At 42.3% G+C, this 16,523-nt stretch carries 12 protein-coding genes and 1 pseudogene; 8 read left to right on the plus strand and 5 right to left on the minus strand.

The genetic code is table 11. The features are described from left to right. The first annotated feature begins 138 nt into the window (after positions 1 to 138). Together QUD05_RS28845 and QUD05_RS28850 are read left to right on the plus strand one after the other, a co-directional pair. The gene (locus tag QUD05_RS28845) at positions 139 to 1,623 is read left to right on the plus strand and encodes a galactose oxidase early set domain-containing protein (RefSeq protein ID WP_289799058.1); all 1,485 of its coding nucleotides are present in this window, start codon (positions 139 to 141) and stop codon (positions 1,621 to 1,623) included. Between the two features lie 207 nt (positions 1,624 to 1,830). Continuing rightward, positions 1,831 to 2,766, plus strand: a complete 936-nt coding sequence (locus QUD05_RS28850) for a hypothetical protein (RefSeq protein WP_289799059.1) — start codon at positions 1,831 to 1,833, stop codon at positions 2,764 to 2,766. Between the two features lie 334 nt (positions 2,767 to 3,100). Here QUD05_RS28850 and rpsU read toward each other — a convergent pair whose 3' ends face one another. Both rpsU and rbp read right to left on the minus strand, forming a co-directional pair. Next, complete coding sequence (rpsU, locus tag QUD05_RS28855; RefSeq protein WP_289799060.1) at positions 3,101 to 3,292, minus strand: 30S ribosomal protein S21; 192 nt, start codon at positions 3,290 to 3,292, stop codon at positions 3,101 to 3,103. Between the two features lie 120 nt (positions 3,293 to 3,412). Next, positions 3,413 to 3,730 (minus strand): RNA-binding regulator, encoded by a 318-nt coding sequence (rbp, locus tag QUD05_RS28860; protein ID WP_194042424.1) that lies wholly within the window; start codon positions 3,728 to 3,730, stop codon positions 3,413 to 3,415. 358 nt (positions 3,731 to 4,088) lie between these two features. On the opposite strand from rbp, the gene QUD05_RS28865 reads away from it, so the two are divergent. Beyond that, positions 4,089 to 5,483: a TldD/PmbA family protein gene (locus tag QUD05_RS28865; protein ID WP_289799061.1), complete on the plus strand. Its 1,395-nt coding sequence runs from the start codon at positions 4,089 to 4,091 to the stop codon at positions 5,481 to 5,483. A 157-nt stretch (positions 5,484 to 5,640) separates the two neighbouring features. Here QUD05_RS28865 and QUD05_RS28870 read toward each other — a convergent pair whose 3' ends face one another. Beyond that, a complete protein-coding gene (locus QUD05_RS28870; RefSeq protein ID WP_289800155.1) occupies positions 5,641 to 5,850 on the minus strand; it encodes a hypothetical protein in 210 nt (69 codons plus the stop codon). 438 nt (positions 5,851 to 6,288) lie between these two features. On the opposite strand from QUD05_RS28870, the gene QUD05_RS28875 reads away from it, so the two are divergent. The 3 genes from QUD05_RS28875 (at position 6,289) to QUD05_RS28885 (ending at position 9,861) form a co-directional block, all read left to right on the plus strand. Next, positions 6,289 to 6,819, plus strand: a complete 531-nt coding sequence (locus QUD05_RS28875; protein WP_289799062.1) for a pentapeptide repeat-containing protein — start codon at positions 6,289 to 6,291, stop codon at positions 6,817 to 6,819. A 559-nt stretch (positions 6,820 to 7,378) separates the two neighbouring features. After that, positions 7,379 to 8,941 (plus strand): DUF1565 domain-containing protein, encoded by a 1,563-nt coding sequence (locus QUD05_RS28880; RefSeq protein ID WP_289799063.1) that lies wholly within the window; start codon positions 7,379 to 7,381, stop codon positions 8,939 to 8,941. Between the two features lie 131 nt (positions 8,942 to 9,072). Then, positions 9,073 to 9,861: a hypothetical protein gene (locus tag QUD05_RS28885; RefSeq protein ID WP_289799064.1), complete on the plus strand. Its 789-nt coding sequence runs from the start codon at positions 9,073 to 9,075 to the stop codon at positions 9,859 to 9,861. Between the two features lie 11 nt (positions 9,862 to 9,872). On the opposite strand, the gene QUD05_RS28890 is transcribed toward QUD05_RS28885, so the two are convergent. Continuing rightward, the gene (locus QUD05_RS28890) at positions 9,873 to 11,942 is read right to left on the minus strand and encodes a tetratricopeptide repeat protein (protein ID WP_289799065.1); all 2,070 of its coding nucleotides are present in this window, start codon (positions 11,940 to 11,942) and stop codon (positions 9,873 to 9,875) included. A gap of 583 nt (positions 11,943 to 12,525) precedes the next feature. On the opposite strand from QUD05_RS28890, the gene QUD05_RS28895 reads away from it, so the two are divergent. Further along, the gene (locus tag QUD05_RS28895; protein ID WP_289799066.1) at positions 12,526 to 12,786 is read left to right on the plus strand and encodes a hypothetical protein; all 261 of its coding nucleotides are present in this window, start codon (positions 12,526 to 12,528) and stop codon (positions 12,784 to 12,786) included. Between the two features lie 319 nt (positions 12,787 to 13,105). Continuing rightward, positions 13,106 to 13,651 carry a PEP-CTERM sorting domain-containing protein gene (locus QUD05_RS28900; RefSeq protein ID WP_289799067.1) on the plus strand — a complete coding sequence of 182 codons (546 nt, stop codon included), beginning with the start codon at positions 13,106 to 13,108 and terminating at the stop codon, positions 13,649 to 13,651. Between the two features lie 127 nt (positions 13,652 to 13,778). Here the strand turns inward: QUD05_RS28900 and QUD05_RS28905 are convergent. Continuing rightward, positions 13,779 to 15,942: pseudogene (locus QUD05_RS28905) on the minus strand (PhoX family protein). Between the last annotated feature and the right edge of the window lie 581 nt (positions 15,943 to 16,523).

A 16,523-nucleotide genomic window follows, 5' to 3' on the forward strand; every position in this document is an offset into this window, starting at 1 on the left:
ATTTTACATTTACTTATTATAAAACACATCATATCTTAATGCTAAATAAGCCTAAAGAAGTATAGATATAAATTGAGAAATCAATTAATAAAATAAAGTACAAAAAATCAAGTCCACGTAGGAAGAATTGTAAATAAAGTGACTCAAACTAATAACAAGACTAACCTTCAAGAGGAAACAGATTTAGGGACTTTTATTGCTCAGGCTACTGCTACAGATAAATGGCAAGTATTGTCGTATAGTGCCCCAATCCTACCTATACATGCCGCTCTACTTCGTACTGGTAAGATATTCTTTTTCTGTGGCTCAGGTAACGATTCAACTCGGTTAAATACTCCCTATGACAGTGTGGTCTGGGATGTCAACAAGGGAACCTTTACCCGGCAAGCGCCTCCATTGGATAGTAACAATCAACCTATGGATCTTTTTTGCGCTGGTCACTCCTTCCGCCCTGATGGTCTGTTACTGGTTGCAGGTGGAACTTTGCGCTATGACCCATTTTATGGTTCACCCTATGCTCTGATGTTTGATCCCATTGCTGAGAAATGGGTCAAGATACTATCAATGAATAATGGTCGCTGGTATCCTACTGTGTTAACACTAGGCAGCGGTCGAGTCTTAGCAGTGTCTGGGCCGGATAAAGATGGCAAGCTCAATATACAACCAGAAATTTATTCTGCTTTCTTTCCAAATGGTTGGAACGCTTTTCCAACAACTAGTGCCTTACCCCCATACGCCCATCTGTTTCTACTAAGTAGTGGAAAAATTTTTTATTCAGGTGCTCAGATGGGTCCCACTCAAGTGACACCAAGGATATTAACCCTACCAGAGGCATTTACACAATCCATTACAGAAACAGTGGTGACAGGGCTGCAAGACATAGCTTTTGGCGATCAAGCTGCCAGTCTGCTTTTACCACCTGCACAAGATCAAAAGGTGATGATTCTCGGTGGGGGTAGTGGTAAGACAGCAACAAAGAGGGTAAATATTGTCGATTTAAAAGCTAGTAATCCAACTTACGTAGCAGCAAAGCCTTTAAACTATGCCCGGATGCATCACAGCGCAGTTATATTGCCCGATCGCACAGTGTTTGTTTGCAATGGTAGCCAAATGAATGAGGACACAACAAAATCAATGCTGCCAGCAGAAATCTACAATCCAGCTACAAATACCTGGACAGTAGTAGCGAAACAAACTGTCCCCCGCGTATATCACTCGGTGGCCTTGCTGTTACCAGATGGTAGGGTCATAGCCGCTGGGGGAAACCCTCAACGGACGGTCAATGAACTGCGATTAGAAATCTACAGTCCTGCGTATATGTCGCGATCGCGTCCAGTTATTCAGAGCGCTCCTCAAATATTGACCTATCGGCAGGAATTTACGATTCAGACACCCCAGGCTGCGAATATTAAATGGGTTAGTTTTATTAGACCAATGGCAAGTACCCATTCCTGCGATACAGAACAAAGGTTAGTGGATGCACCCATTATTTCTAGAAACGCTACTTCTCTTAGGGTCACGGTCATAAACAATCGAAACATCGCACCCCCAGGCTGGTACATGCTTTTTATTAGTGACAACAATGGAACACCCTCAGTAGCAACCTGGGCGCAAATATATTAGAGGATGTTTGAAAAGGGTTTGCTTGAGCCTCAAGTGCTACTCAGGAGCGCGATCTTAAATCCCAAAACTCCGATTCTCTCGTAGCAGTTTCTCGGTAGCCAGGGTAGTGAAACATACGCTTGAGGACTTTTCAAACAACCTCTTAGCCTTATCTGTTTATGTTCACACTGCTGCCTAATAAAAGTCATCAATTCTAGGAAGAAAGATATGAATTACAAGGTATCACGTCGACGGTTTGGACAGTTGGCCCTTGCTGGAACTGTAGTATCTGGACTTAGTTATCTAACCAAGAAAGCCTTGGCAGAAACACCAAGTTTAAATATTGTAGGTATAGGTTCTAGCCCGCTCGTTAATACTGACCAAACGGTTATTACAGAGGTACACACCACTGAATTAGTAGAGAATACTGCCCTCAACAGTGTAAGCACAGATATTAAGCCTGTAGGACTAATTTTGCAATCCTTAATGACAGGAAAGGCTCAGGTACTTAGGGATAAAAGTACACCTCTATTAGAGCCTAATGAGATATTGAGTGGTTTTACCTCTTTAAGCGATGGCACACTTGTTGTAGCCATTACTCCGGTTGCGATTAGTCAGAGACAGCCGACACCTACTCGCATTACATTTTTGGGTACGCCTGTAAAAAGTTTGATAGTCTCAGGACTTAAACCAAATCAACAGCTTGGGAGCTTGCTAGGTACTAATGATGGGCGACTCATTGGTCTAGTAGGAAAGAAGAATGGTACACCACCGATTAGATTGGTAGATATTAATCTTCAAACAGGAGAGATCAGTTCTATTAGTAAGATTAAATTCCTGGACGATGAGCGGGTCAGCAATCTAGCTGAGTGCCCAGATGGAATACTTTATACCTCTATAGTTGGTGCGTATGGTGAGACAACTCTGGTGCAGCTAGAGCCAAATCAAAAAAAGCCCATCCGACTAGGACAATTGAAAGTTAATGGTCAAGCATGGAATAATGGCTTACAAAGCTTAGTTTGCTCTACAACAGGTCAACTCCTCGCCTTGGGAGCGATGAGATATGAGACACCTAATGCTGTGTTTATTGTTGATAAGAAGAGCGGAAATATGACTCGGCTACAAGACTTTGATACTGCTCAGATTACGCGTACTCGTGCTTAGAAGGAATTGATCTGATATCTCTAGCAAAAAAACTGCCTAGCCCTCATCTTTGCTTGAGGGCTTTTTATTGGCATTGATTGGTACAGCTTATTATTAAGAATATTTTTGACTTATTTTCTAATTAGTTACCCCTGGAAATTCTGATTGATACAGAAGAGCAGTAACTCAAACAAATTTATAATAATTTTGAGAGATAGCTTATATCAGGAAAGGTTGCCGATGTTCAAAACTTACTCATTAGATTCTCTTTTGGAGTACAGCGATCGCCTTTTCGATAGCTAAGAATCTAATGAGAGAGCGTGTTAGCATAGCTAACCGGAGGTATCCTTAATAGTTAATTACTACGGAAATTTCTCTTGCGTTGTTTGTGTCTAGCGACTTCTTTGCGCTTGTGTTTTTCCAAAGGCGTTTCAAAGTGACGATTCTTTCTCATGTCTGGAAAAATACCTGCTTTGGAAACTTCCCTCTTAAATCGACGTAAAGCTGACTCAATTCCTTCATTTTCGCCCACAAATACTTGGGTCATTTATCATCTCCTACTTAATTGGTACTGGGCAATTTAAGCCATCCAGTAGACCGGAGCGCAAAAAGGGCAGATAATGATTCTGCCCTTTAGACGTTAAAACTTAATTTTTGATCTTAAAGCTTAGTAGCGTGATCTATTGTATCCACCACCACCACCGCCGCGGCGATCGCCACCACCAAAAGAACCACCTCTATCTTCTTTTGGTTTAGCCTTATTGACTTTGAGGTCGCGTCCCATCCACTCAGCTCCATCAAGAGCGTCAATGGCAGCTGTTTCTTCAGCTTCTGTGCCCATCTCTACAAAGGCAAAGCCGCGTGGACGTCCTGTTTCACGGTCAGTAGGTAACTGAACCCGCTTTACAGTACCGTGTTCGGCAAACACAGAATTGAGGTCATCTTGTGTGACCTCGTAGGATAGATTACCTACATAAATTGACATGCATCATCTCCAAAATCATAGGTGTGTAGAGATTTAGATTTCGGAGGCAAGCTTGTTAAGACCAAAAGGGAAAAGCCTGTCAATACTAAAAACAAAGAATGTAACCGAATTTTATTCTCACTTGATTATCTTAGCACATCATTGAGTTCTTACCCACCGTAACTCAAGATTGGGGGTTGGAGATTGGGCACAAGAGGCAGAATTGTAAAGGGTAGAGAGGAAAAACTTACTGCAACTTCTCCCCTGTTTTTGCACTCACTCATCTCTTTCAGTACTCAGTCTCCTCATAATATTGATTAGCAGAAATCCCCCAAATAATTGCAAAATAAATGCAGTTCGTCATTGTTACTAATTGGAAATGCCGACTACACTTGTTGACGCACAAAATTTACTTTCTGACCTGATCGCTCGCTACTCTAAGCGTGTAGATTATCTAATGATTCGCCTTGAAGAAGCAGAAGGGACTGATATCTTGTTGCGTGGCGACAAGGTAGAAACTCTCAGTGAAGGCATCTCCATTGGTGGACATATTCGCGCTTGTTATAAAGGCGGATGGGGGTTGAGCTGCTTTAACCAGCTGGCAACAATCGAGGATCGCATAGAAGAAGCGATCGCAGCTGCGCGGATGGTTGGTGATGAAGAAACTTTACTTGCACCCATTGACCCGGTGCAAGCAATATGCATTCTACCTCTAAAAGGTACTGATCCGCGAAACATCCCACTCTCGCAAAAAAAACAATTGTGCGATCGCTATACCCAATTGCTTAAAAGCGTAGATCGCCGAATTACGACTACCTCGGTGCGTTACGGTGACAGCGCCCAAAAAGTCATCATTGCTACTTCAGAAGGTACTTTGATCGAGCAATCTTGGGTGGATATGGAAATGCGCTTTGCCGCCACCGCCAGAAATGGCGAAACCGTACAAACTGGACGGGAAACTACTGGCTCTCGCAAAGCTTACGAAGATTTAACTAGTTTGGATGAACAGGTACAAGGTGCTGCTCAAAGAGCGATCGCTGCTTTATCTCTACCATCGGTCAAAGGCAATACTTACACTGTAGTCATTGACCCAATTCTCACGGGTTTATTCGTCCACGAAGCCTTCGGACATCTTTCTGAGGCTGATATGGCTTACGAAAACCCCGATCTGCTGGAAGTGATGACCATCGGACGGCGGTTTGGCCCAGAAGAACTGCAAATTTTTGATGGTGCGGCTCCAGAAGGACATCGCGGTAGCTATTTTTACGACGATGAAGGCACACCTGCCACTACTACTCAACTAATTAAAGATGGAGTTTTAGTGGGACGTTTACATTCTCGTGAAACTGCTGGCAAATTGGAGGAAGCGCCTACGGGTAACGCCCGCTGTCTTAACTATCACTTTGCTCCCATTGTGCGGATGACAAATACCTGGATTGAACGGGGTAAAACACCAGTTGCAGACTTATTCACCGATATCAAAGAAGGAGTTTATGCCCGTAATTGGTTGGGTGGGATGACGAATGGGGAAATGTTTACCTTTAGTGCTGGGGAAGCGTGGATGATTAGGAACGGCAAAATTGCTGAACCTGTGCGAGATGTGACACTTTCGGGAAATGTATTCCAAACTTTAGCGGATATTGAGGCACTTGGTGATGATTTTTATTGGGATGAATCTGGCGGTTGTGGTAAGGGAGGTCAAAATGGCTTGTCAGTGGGTTGTGGTGGCCCTAGCCTGCGAATTCGAGATGTAGTGGTTGGTGGGGAAACATGAACTATCCGCCTTGATATCCTCACCGACCTAAAGGCGCTCTTAAGAAGGAGTAATGAGTAATAAGTAATAAGTAATGAGTAAATACCCATTTTTCATCCACTATGAAACTCATTACTCCTTACTCATTACTTTAAAGCATTGCGTGAAGCCTTATGATTCAGACCCAAATATGTGGTGATACCGAAAATACTAAGTATCGCAGTGGACTTATGCTTGACCAATGACCAATGACTTCAAATAAGGAGTTTCCGGCTTCGTCTTGAATCGATGCTAAATAATCTTTTAACATCGAGAAACGAAAAATACTCCAGTCATCTTCAGTCGTAGGAATCGTAGTCTGCAAAAGAATACGAATTGGTTTTGCCATAACCTCTGCCAGATGAACACCACAATTGAGTATAGCGATCGCTTTGCACTAATGCTTGAATTTTTAAGGCGAGCAACATCCATCTCAAGTATGAAATTAACTCATAACTCTAGGTAGTAGCGCCAATAAATAAGAATAGCTAATCTAGGTAAAGTTGATTCAATATCCACTCTTGTTTGATTCACTACACTAATCCTCCGTAGCGCGTGCTGAGGATATTCTGTCTGGATAGTCCCAAATTATTCGTAATTGATAATTACGCTTGCGGACTCGCCATTGCTGTACTAGCGTAATTCTTAATTTAAAGACTGTTTCATACTCTTATTTAAACCCAAACTGAAACAAAGCTACCTACATATAAATAAAGGCGAATCACACTCAAAAATTACGAATTACGAATTACGAATTATTTAAACGTTCCTTAGCACAGCGACAGATATGAAAGCAGATCAACTTCTGAAAAACTATGCCGCAGGTGTCAGAGACTTTACTGGCGTCAACTTGAGCGAGGTCAATTTAAGAGAAGCCAATCTCAGTGGTGTAATTTTAGATCGAGCAATTTTAGATGGAGCTAATCTGAGTCACGCTAATTTAGCCCACGCCAGTTTGATTGAGGCAGACTTAAATGGGGCAGATTTGAGCAATGCGGATCTCAGTGGTAGCAACTTAAGCGGAGCAATTTTGGATGGAGCTATCTTGGATGGAGCAGCAATGGAAGGAGCTAATTTGAGTCAGGCTGATTTGACGGTTGCGAAATTGATTGAAACTAACTTGAGTGAAGCGGATTTGCAGGAAGCAAACTTGATAGCGGCGAATCTCGATGGAGCGGATTTAAGTGGCGCAGACTTAACTGTAGCTGACTTATCCCAGGCAAATCTCACTCAAGCAGATTTGAGCCAGACAAATTTGAGTGGAGCAAATTTGTCTGGAGCCAATATAGAAGGAACTATTTTGGATGAGCATCTTTAATCTCATTTTCTTACAGAGCAAGGGTTCTGGGTTGCTGACTCAATACATTAACCAAAACAGTACCTCGGAACACCGAGATTAAAACTCGAAACTTGAGCTTCATTTTATGTTTGTTTGATTACTTAATTAAACCCGGAGAATCTCACACGCCAGATGCTCTACTTGGGGAGAGGCTAGCGCCAAGGGAGAAGACCGTGCTGGTTCTCTTAATCTCCTGTCCGCAGAGCAGACGCGACAGCTTAGGGATCTGCGGGTTATAGTGTCGAAACTCGGTTTATTGGTACTTTATTTTCACGCAAGTCCCTTACACACAAATTTTTTAGAGTTGCAATGCCATTGTTTCGACTGACAATGCGATTGTTTTGACTGACAATGCCATTGAGATGAGAACTTAGAATGTTGCACAAGAGTCTATAACTTGTGTGTACACACGATCTGCTTCTCAGAAAAAGTCAGGTGGATATATTTTCTATACACAAGGATATTACCGTGAAAAAGTTTGCTACAAGTAGTGTTATTTACGATTGTCATAATTAAAACAATTGACTCTCAACTATCAATGGTGAACTCTACCCTCGTCGTCACGCTCTATGTCAACCCTATGACAGGGAATGATAGCAATACTGGTTCACGGTTGAGTCCATTTAAAAGCCTCACCCGTGCTTTAAAAGTAACCAAAATCCTGACGATAATTCATCTGGAGTCGGGGACTTATAACGCTGCTAGTGGCGAGGTATTTCCACTAATCGTCCCTGGAGGGGTGACAGTGGTGGGTAATGAAGCTAACAAAGGTGCAGGGATTGTAATTTCCGGGAGTGGTGAGTATCAAAGTCCCAGTTTTGGTATACAAAATATTACGCTGCTCTTGGTAGATAATGCCAATCTTTTAGGTGTAACTGTCACTAATCCCTCAGCCAAAGGTGCTGGTATCTGGATTGAATCGGCTGCACCTACTTTAAGTAACAATACTCTGAGCAACTGTGGGCGGGAAGGTGTGTTTACCACTGGGACTGCCAAACCCGCAATTTTACATAACGTATTTGTGCAAAATACTGCTAGCGGGTTAGTAATGGCAGGTCATAGCCAGGGAGAGGTGCGGCGGAATGTCTTTCAAAAAAACCCTTTAGGCATAGCAATTAGTGATTTTGCTGCTCCAACGATCGCCAATAACAAATTATCAGAAAATCGCACGGCGATCGCACTTTCTCGCAATGCCCAACCTGTGCTACGTCAAAATCTGATTGCGAAAAATACCCAAGGTGGTTTATTAGTCAATGGCAATGCAGTCCCAGATTTAGGTAATAGCGAAGATCCAGGTGATAATATTTTTCGGGAGCATAGTGAATTTGATTTATATAATGCCACTACACAAAAGCTAGTTTCCGTAGGTAATCAATTAAATCTGTCTCTAGTCAAGGGCTTGGTAGAATTACTCCCAAACAATCGAGTAACGGTTAACACCAGTCCCTCTGATAGATCGACAGATCAAAAACCCCTCTTGTCCCCTTGTCCCCTTGTCCCCTTGTCTCCCCCTCCCGCCTCTCCCGAACTAGATGGACATTGGGCAGAACCATTTATTCAGGCATTAGCGAGGATGGATTTAACTCATGCTTTTGCCGATGGTAGCTACCAGCCAGATAAACCGATGACTCGCGCCCAATATGCAGCTTTGGTGGCGATCGCTTTTAACCCATTTCCCAAAATCCCATATCCTGATTTTACGGATGTACCCAAGGATTTTTGGGCTTATAGCGCTATTCAAATCGCGGCTAGCGGTGGTTTTGTTGGCGGATTTAGCGATCGCACTTTCCGCCCCGATCAAAGTGTGCAGCGGCTACAGGTGATTGTCTCCCTAGTAAACGGACTGGGACTACCAGCTGTTGATCGTGATGTTTTAGAAATATATAGCGATCGTCATACCATTCCCGACTACGCCCAAACAGCCGTTGCCACTGCTACACAACAAGGAATAGTTGTCAACTATCCAGATCCAAAAGTGCTTGCACCTTTACGTTTGGCAACATACGCCGAAGTTGCAGCGATGGTTTATCAAGCATTAGTCGCCATTGGGCGAACATCTGCGATTAAATCAGTCTATGTAGGGTTGCATTCTAGAAGTTGACAAGTAGAATAAGGAACACTGCCTATTGGCTTGACAACTATTGGAAAAATAAACCATGTAGTTAAAAGCACGCTAGGCTAATATGCGATGGGTGACAAATCTTAGACCTATTGCCTAAAGCTAATAGCCCCATGTTAACAACACTTCCAGACACCTCTGCCAACTTGGCGATCGCCTTATTAATTAACTATAGTTTCGATCTCAGTGGGTATAGTGCCAATGAGCTAGTTGAGCGTTGGCAAACGCAATACCCCCTTAATTGGCTACACCTGGCAGTGATTGAGGCACTATATCAAGGTCGTTATAAAGCCGTTTCCGTGCAGCAAATTTTAGTATTTTGGCAGCGCCGGGATCAGGCTACATATCATTTCAACATGGAATTTGAACGGATGATTTGTAGCAAATTTCCTCAAAGCTTAACGTCATCGGCTGCACCAGCTCTACCGCCAGCCAAGAAAAAACCCACTCTAGAGCAAGTGACGAGTCCTCAATTACCACCAGCTAGGATTCGCAATGGCTATCAACACAGCAATACTGCGACTCTCCAACTGAAAAGTTATGAACCAAAAACATCTTTGACCGAAGAAGATGGAAAGCAGGAAGATAGAGACAATAAAACCGTCTTGAAGTCTCCGCTTTCTGGGAAATTTACCTCTTCGGCAACCCTTGAGCGATTATCTGCTGTCAGCCAGAGGCAAACTTCACAAGAAAGTCCAGCGCTTTCCCCATCACAAAACCATCATCAACGACAGCCAAAACTGCTTCCACCTGCTCCTATTCATGCCCCAATCGGGCAATTTACCCCCGAAACAAGCGATCGCTCTGATTCTTTCACATCTAAACTCAAAGCCATGTCTAGCGAACATAACCCAGGTGTGGGGAGCAGGGGAGCAGGGGAGCAGGGGGAGAATGACAAATGACAAATGACATTTTATTCTGCAACTAACAACTTAAAGCGCTCATCGTCGGCAATATCATCAAAATCGAGGTCACTTGCTGCGTCTTCTTTATACCTGGGATTCAGTTCAATCGCTTGTTGTAAAGTTAACAGAGATCGGTCAACTTGTCTTTGCAGTGCGTAACAGGCTGCTTTGTTGTAATAAGCACTGGCATAATCTGGCTTAATTTCTAAGGCTTTGTTAAAACTAGCGATCGCTTCATCATCGCGTCCCAATCTTACCAATGTATAACCGTGTTTATCCCAGATTTTGGGAGAATTGGGTTGGAATTCCAGGGCTTTCTCAAAGGAGACGATTGCCTCTTCGTATTGTTCTAATGCTACTAGGGAAAGACCGCGATTTAACCAGGCAACGGCATCGTCAGGTTTGATTTGTGTAGCTTTGTCAAATGAGGCAAAGGCTTGCTGATGTTGTTGTAAATTTCCAAAAGCAACGCCCTGATCGCACCAAGCTTGATGATAATCTGGCTGAATTGCAATCGCTTTATCATAAGATGCGATCGCATCTTGGTAGCGTTTCAACCTTCCCAAAGTTAAACCACGTTTTAACCAACTCACAGGTTCATCAGGTTGGATTTTCACTGCTTGATTGTAAGCTGCGATCGCATCTTCATAGCGCCTTTGAGAAAACAGATCGTCTCCCTGTTTTACATACTCATCAGCAGTGAATTCCGGTTGTTGCGGCTGTTCCTGTATTTCTTGCTCAACTTCAAAATTCACCACTTCTAGAATCGATTCCGGCGTAATTTCAGTTAGTTCTTGAAGAATTAGATCCTTTCTTTCTTGGGCATCCAATTGTAACTCAGAGAGTTGAGAGACAAACTCAGTTTCTAATCTTTCTAACTTCTCTAAAATGAGAATTTTTTGTTGTTGAGCATTCCATTGTAATTCTGAGAATTGCGAACTAAACTCAGAACCAGATTTTTCTAAATTCTCAATGATTAGCTCTTTAGATTTTTGAGCATCGACTTGTAATTCAGATAATTGCAATTTAAATTCTGACTGCAATACTTCTAAACTCGCAAGAATTTTATTTTTTTGTTCTTGAGCATCTACCTGTAATTCAGATAATTGAGATTTAAGTTGCCGATCAAATATACCTAAATTGTTAACGGCAATCTCTTTTTGCTGTTGAGCATCAACGTGTAATTCGGATAACTTTTCTACAAATTCTGCCTGTAATTTTGTTAAACTTTCAAAAATTATATCTTTTTGCTGTTGAGCATCAGACTGCCATCCAGAAAGTTGAGATGTGAACTCAGACTTTGATATTTCTACATCAGCAACGGCTAGTTCTTGCTGTTGTTGCACACCTAACTTTAACTTAGATAGTTCTTCTGCGATCGCAGATGCTAATTTTCCTAAATTTTCCAGTGCTATATCTTTTTGTTGTTGAGCATCAAACTCTAACTTAGATAACCCCAACGCAAATTTTGACTCTAAATTTTCTATATTTTCTTGAGATTTTTTTAGTTCCGCTTCTAATCTACTTAATACCTGTACTTTATTTAAATCCAGATCGGATATCAGAATAGATACATTTTCTTGTTCATTTTTAATTTTTTGTTGTAAAGCAGTTGCTTCCTGTTCTAATTCAGAATTTATTTTTTTCGCATCTTGAATAACCTTTTCAGCTTCTTGTTTAACGGTGGTTAGCTGATTTTGTAATTTTTCCATTCCCTGGACTTGTTGCATTGCCCTATCAACAATTTCCCGAATTATCACCCGTCGCAACAGCCATAACAAAGCAATGACTGCGACTGGAAAAAGACTTAGTATAACTAGCCAAATATCTAGTAATATAGTTGTGCGGCTAAAAGTGCTTTTAAAATCAGATTGGACTTGCTGTTGAATTCGTTTTTCTGCTCGTAGTCGTGCTAACTCTTCCCGTTCTGAATTCGATAACACCGGAGCCGGAGTTAGTGCTGGGTTGGGTGATGGTGCAGATTGTCCACTGGCGATTCCAATGGATAACAATAAGGGTAAAAATACAATAGTACTTTTTCCAATTAAAGCGAAAACAGCTTGATTTTTGCTCTGCATAACAACCATCTGAGTCTGTTGGTCAGTTTTTGAAGCGGCGTGCCTCTCTCCAATCTATAACAGAATTAAGTGGTTAAATGTTGTAGAGGCAGTGTAAAATTCTGAACAATCCTTAACTAATCCGTTTTCTCGTCCTGAGTGTACGTACAACTTTAGTCGTAGAGTGCAGTCAAGTTTGTGACAATTTTTGGTGATGTCCTACTATAACATTACTATCTTGTATTTACTGCTAAAGATGGTGAAAGTCAAGCAGTAAAAATAATAATTTATCAACCAGTTAAAGACAAAATGCGAAAGCATCGACGCTTTCTTAGACCATCCACCGAAGAAGGTTCGGGCTTTATTTTTACAGATAACACATTGAAAGTGGAAGTTCTAGCTGTATGGGAAGTGTCATGTGTGGTTACTTCGCATTAACATTAGATTATAGCAATCTGAAATCATTTGTGAAAAATTAGATCCCCGACTTCTTCGAGAAGTCGGGGATCTGGACACCGCGCATTTTCACAAATCAAATAGGATTGCTATATCTACAGTAAATAGATTACTTGTTCTCAAATTAACTTAACAAAGGCGGTAGAAAATGGGTCGCATAAATCCTTACACACTGCAATTGCAGATTACCCGAATGTTTGAGCAAGGGCAATCATTTTTTGCCACAACCAAGGTACAGGAATGGTTGAAAGAACGTAAACATAATCCAGAAGATTATGACATTCTTTTCCATAAAAAACCTGCACCTCCTGGTTCCAAAGAAGTGATGGTTGTGGAAATTGAATTACGCCGTAAAGATGGACAACCTGTAGATCCGTGGTTGCAGGAACAAGCAAATCTCCATGCCTGATTTTCGCAACTATAGCAGTCCTAAATTAGATGTGAAAACTTCTTTTTCTCTTCTTGGTATTTCGCAGAAAAAGCGGTTTGTTCATTTTCACAACTTAGATAGGATTGCTATGTGTGAGTACGCCTACGCCTAAACTCAAAACATAACCTACTGTAAATATTGAAATAAGTTTACACAAAATTTATATATATCTGACAACCTTAAAGATTTAACAAAGATCGTCTTTTGTTGGTTATTTCTTAACCTATATACATTGGTTAAAAGTTTATTTAAGTGAGATTACAGAATTATTCATTTTTTAGTTTCGGAGATTTTTCTGATGAAATTAGCTAAAGATATTAGCGTTGCGGTTTTTGCTGTTGCTATCTCGGTTGCTGCTGTTGTTAAACCGACGCAAGCTGCCTTAGTTAATTATGATTTCACCGTAAATGCAACATCTGGCGATCGCCCCGGTCAGTATTTTGGCTCTTTTCGGTATGATGACTCCACTTTAACCAATACAGGTCTTGAAACATTGGGAGTGGAGAATGGATTAGTAGTGGCATTCAACTACTTAGGTACTAACTATACAGAGGTAGATGATACTGATTTTAACAGTTTTCCTATAGCTAGCTTTAATAATGGCAAAATTTTGGGACTAAGCTATTTTATTGCAGACCAATTTGCGATCGCAAGCGATCCAAATACTCCAGATGTTGGAGGAAACAACTTTTATCTGATTGATCAATCAGTAAATACAACACAAGTAGGTACTGTAAGCTACGCTAAAGTACCCGAACCGTTAGCTGTTGGTGGTACGGCTTTTGCTGCTGTTATGGGATTGTGGATGCAACGCAAGAAGAGAGCAACAAAAGTTATGGGTTAACTGTAGACAATGAGTAAATCACCTTATCCTTGCCCGTATTTAGGTTAAGGATTAAGGTGATTTAAAACTATTTAAGATACTGTAGTGACAAAGGAGCGATCGCTAAATAAATCTGTTCCTATCGTTTTTAAAGACCACCAATAACGCCACCGTCATTACGGGTAATTACTACCACTGATGAACGTGGGCGACCTGATGGGCCATACCCTTGACTATTAGGCCAATTGCTGCCGAGTGTGGGATTCGAGGCATCTCCGCGATCGCCTGGGTGTTGGATGTTGATAAACATCGCTTTACCATCGGGTGTACTAGTAATACCAGTTACTTCACAATCCGTAGGGCTGGTTAAGAAGCGCCTAACTTGTTTGGTATTGGGGTCAGCACATGACATAGTGTTGCTACCGATGTTTACCAAGTCGCCGATACCATCACCTGCGTGGTCAGTCTGAATCCAAAGGCGTCCGAAGTCGTCGAACCAGAGACCATCTGGTGAACTTAAATCGTCACCTTTAATGTTGCCCTTGAGATTTGGTTCGGGTCTAGTTTTGTCGCCAGCTTCAAAGAAGATATCCCATTTGAAGGTAGTTGCTGTAACGCTGCGTCCATCTTCGCGCCAGCGAATGATGTGACCGTAACGGTTGTCAGGACGTGGGTTGGGAGGATTCACGGGAGGACGCGCACCGCCTGCTGCTGTTGTGCCGTCTGGCTGGTTGGAGGAAACTGGAGTTGTGCCCCGACGATTATTGTTGGTCAATGTGCAGTAGACTTCAATCTCTTTATATCCACCGATCCGAGGACGCACAGCTACCCACTCTGGGCGATCCATCATGGTTGCGCCGACTCTATCCGCAGCTTGTCTTGTCTTAACCAGCACTTCAGCTTGGTTTCTGAAACCGTTCTCTGGTGTCAAACCATTCTGACCGTAGACCAAAGGAAGCCACTTACCAGTACCGTTGTCATTGAATTTGGCAACGTATAAAACACCGTTATCAAGCAAATCGCGGTTAGCAGAACGATTTCCGGGATTGAAAGTTTGGGCACAAACGAACTTGTAGATATACTCGTTGCGCTCGTCATCACCCTGATAGAAAGCAACACGGTTATTGTCATCAACAACAACCTGAGCGCTCTCATGCTTGAACCGACCAAGGGCAGTACGCTTGACTGGTTTGCTTTGCGGATTGTAGGGATCAATCTCAACCACCCAGCCGAATAAATGGGGTTCAAGTGGGTTGGTGCTGGCATCGAATCGTGGATCAACTTCTGGCCAGCGATAGCTAGACTGTCTAGGTACACCGTATCGATTCTGCCCTGCGAGGATATCAGACTTTTCGATGCCTGGAATTGCAGCTACATCTCCTGTAGGATTAGCAAAGTAGCCGTTCCAGTTCTCTTCGCAGGTTAAGTAAGTGCCCCAAGGAGTATAGCCGTTGGCGCAGTTGTTGAGAGTACCATAAGCGGTGTAGCCGTCATTAAGTGTGCCGAGTGTCAACAGAGCCAGTTGGCTGAATTGAAAACTTTTTCGACTTTAACAATGCATCGCCAGCCGCAGGCCTCGATACTCGCATCTTGGTGTTGCCGGTAATGCGGCGACCATAAGACGAATTACGATTAAAACTCCAGCCATTGCCATTTTTGGAAATTTCCACAACAGACACGCCATGAGCAGCCTGAGACTTCCGTACCTTGGCAATTGTGACTACATCCAGGCCATCTGGATGCAAAATTGATTCCTGGGTGTACTCATGGTTAACGCACAACAGACCAGTATTGATGGGCTGGTTTAAAAAGCCTCTTAGCGATCTTGTTTGTGAACTTACTGTCCGACCAACAACATTCCCTGGTTGTAAAGGAAAGTAGTGCATCCCATCATTGTGCATACCAAACTGCTTTTCTTGAGCAGCCGCATCTTGGGAGGCATCTGCTAGCCAAGTCGGGCCACCAGGTGCAATCGGATCTCCCCAAGCAATCAGCACTTTGGCTGTATAACCTTCAGGAACACTGACAAGATCCTTTTCCAGAAGTCCTGTAGCTGGGTTGAGTAGATTCGGTGGAATGCTCTTGAAGCCTATGCCAGCAAATCCAGTTCCCTTGGGAATCGGCGCTGCATCAACACTTTGGAGAAAGCCACCGATGGAAACATCGCCCACAACAGTTAGCACCGACGTACCCACAGCCGTCATGATGAACCGCCGCCGACTCAAGCTAACGCGGTCAATCACATCACGAATTGACTCGTTACCAGATGGGTTGAGGGTCAAATTGTTTTTAGGGTGAGAGCGTCCTTTCATTCTTTGTTCTCCGTTTAAGGCTTGCGAGGTTGCTATTCAGTTCATCTCTCAATAACATGAGTAATTTGGTAAATAAAAACTCTATATATTTACAACAATTACTTAGATTTTTATTGAGATTTGACACATATTTAACAGCTAATAGATAGCAATGAATAACAAATTAAGACTGTCTGATGCTGCTTACACAGACTAAAATAGTCATGCTTACTTTAATTTAGTTACTAAGTATTAACATTGGGTTATATATTGATTAATTTGAATTTATCAATAACTTTCTTTGATCAGAATATATTTTCGATAATTGAAGAAGAATTCAGAAGTCGCGGGTCTGAATTCCCGACTGATTGAAGACTAGCAAACTTCAATTTGGCGGGGGTCTTACAGGTATTTTCAGGTAGATAGACCTGTCGTAGGGGCGCAAGGACTTGCGCCCCTACGGCAGGTGTGGTTCAAATATATAAAAACTGCTGTAAACCGAATTATTCAGACATTAGTAGACTACTGTCAGCTTTTCCGGTCATAATTCATCCTGAATTATGTTTGACAAATACAGATGGCTACCTGAGACTAAATTTCGG

The sequence above is a fragment of the Nostoc sp. GT001 genome, from assembly GCF_030382115.1.
GTDB lineage: Bacteria > Cyanobacteriota > Cyanobacteriia > Cyanobacteriales > Nostocaceae > Nostoc.

Bases quoted from the DNA above. Each gene is read 5' to 3' on its own strand.
- QUD05_RS28900 (WP_289799067.1), top strand. From the start codon at position 13,106: ATGAAATTAGCTAAAGATATTAGCGTTGCGGTTTTTGCTGTTGCTATC.
- rpsU (WP_289799060.1), bottom strand. From the start codon at position 3,292: ATGACCCAAGTATTTGTGGGCGAAAATGAAGGAATTGAGTCAGCTTTA.
- QUD05_RS28865 (WP_289799061.1), top strand. From the start codon at position 4,089: ATGCCGACTACACTTGTTGACGCACAAAATTTACTTTCTGACCTGATC.
- QUD05_RS28870 (WP_289800155.1), bottom strand. From the start codon at position 5,850: ATGGCAAAACCAATTCGTATTCTTTTGCAGACTACGATTCCTACGACT.
- QUD05_RS28885 (WP_289799064.1), top strand. From the start codon at position 9,073: ATGTTAACAACACTTCCAGACACCTCTGCCAACTTGGCGATCGCCTTA.
- rbp (WP_194042424.1), bottom strand. From the start codon at position 3,730: ATGTCAATTTATGTAGGTAATCTATCCTACGAGGTCACACAAGATGAC.
- QUD05_RS28890 (WP_289799065.1), bottom strand. From the start codon at position 11,942: ATGCAGAGCAAAAATCAAGCTGTTTTCGCTTTAATTGGAAAAAGTACT.
- QUD05_RS28895 (WP_289799066.1), top strand. From the start codon at position 12,526: ATGGGTCGCATAAATCCTTACACACTGCAATTGCAGATTACCCGAATG.
- QUD05_RS28850 (WP_289799059.1), top strand. From the start codon at position 1,831: ATGAATTACAAGGTATCACGTCGACGGTTTGGACAGTTGGCCCTTGCT.
- QUD05_RS28875 (WP_289799062.1), top strand. From the start codon at position 6,289: ATGAAAGCAGATCAACTTCTGAAAAACTATGCCGCAGGTGTCAGAGAC.
- QUD05_RS28880 (WP_289799063.1), top strand. From the start codon at position 7,379: ATGGTGAACTCTACCCTCGTCGTCACGCTCTATGTCAACCCTATGACA.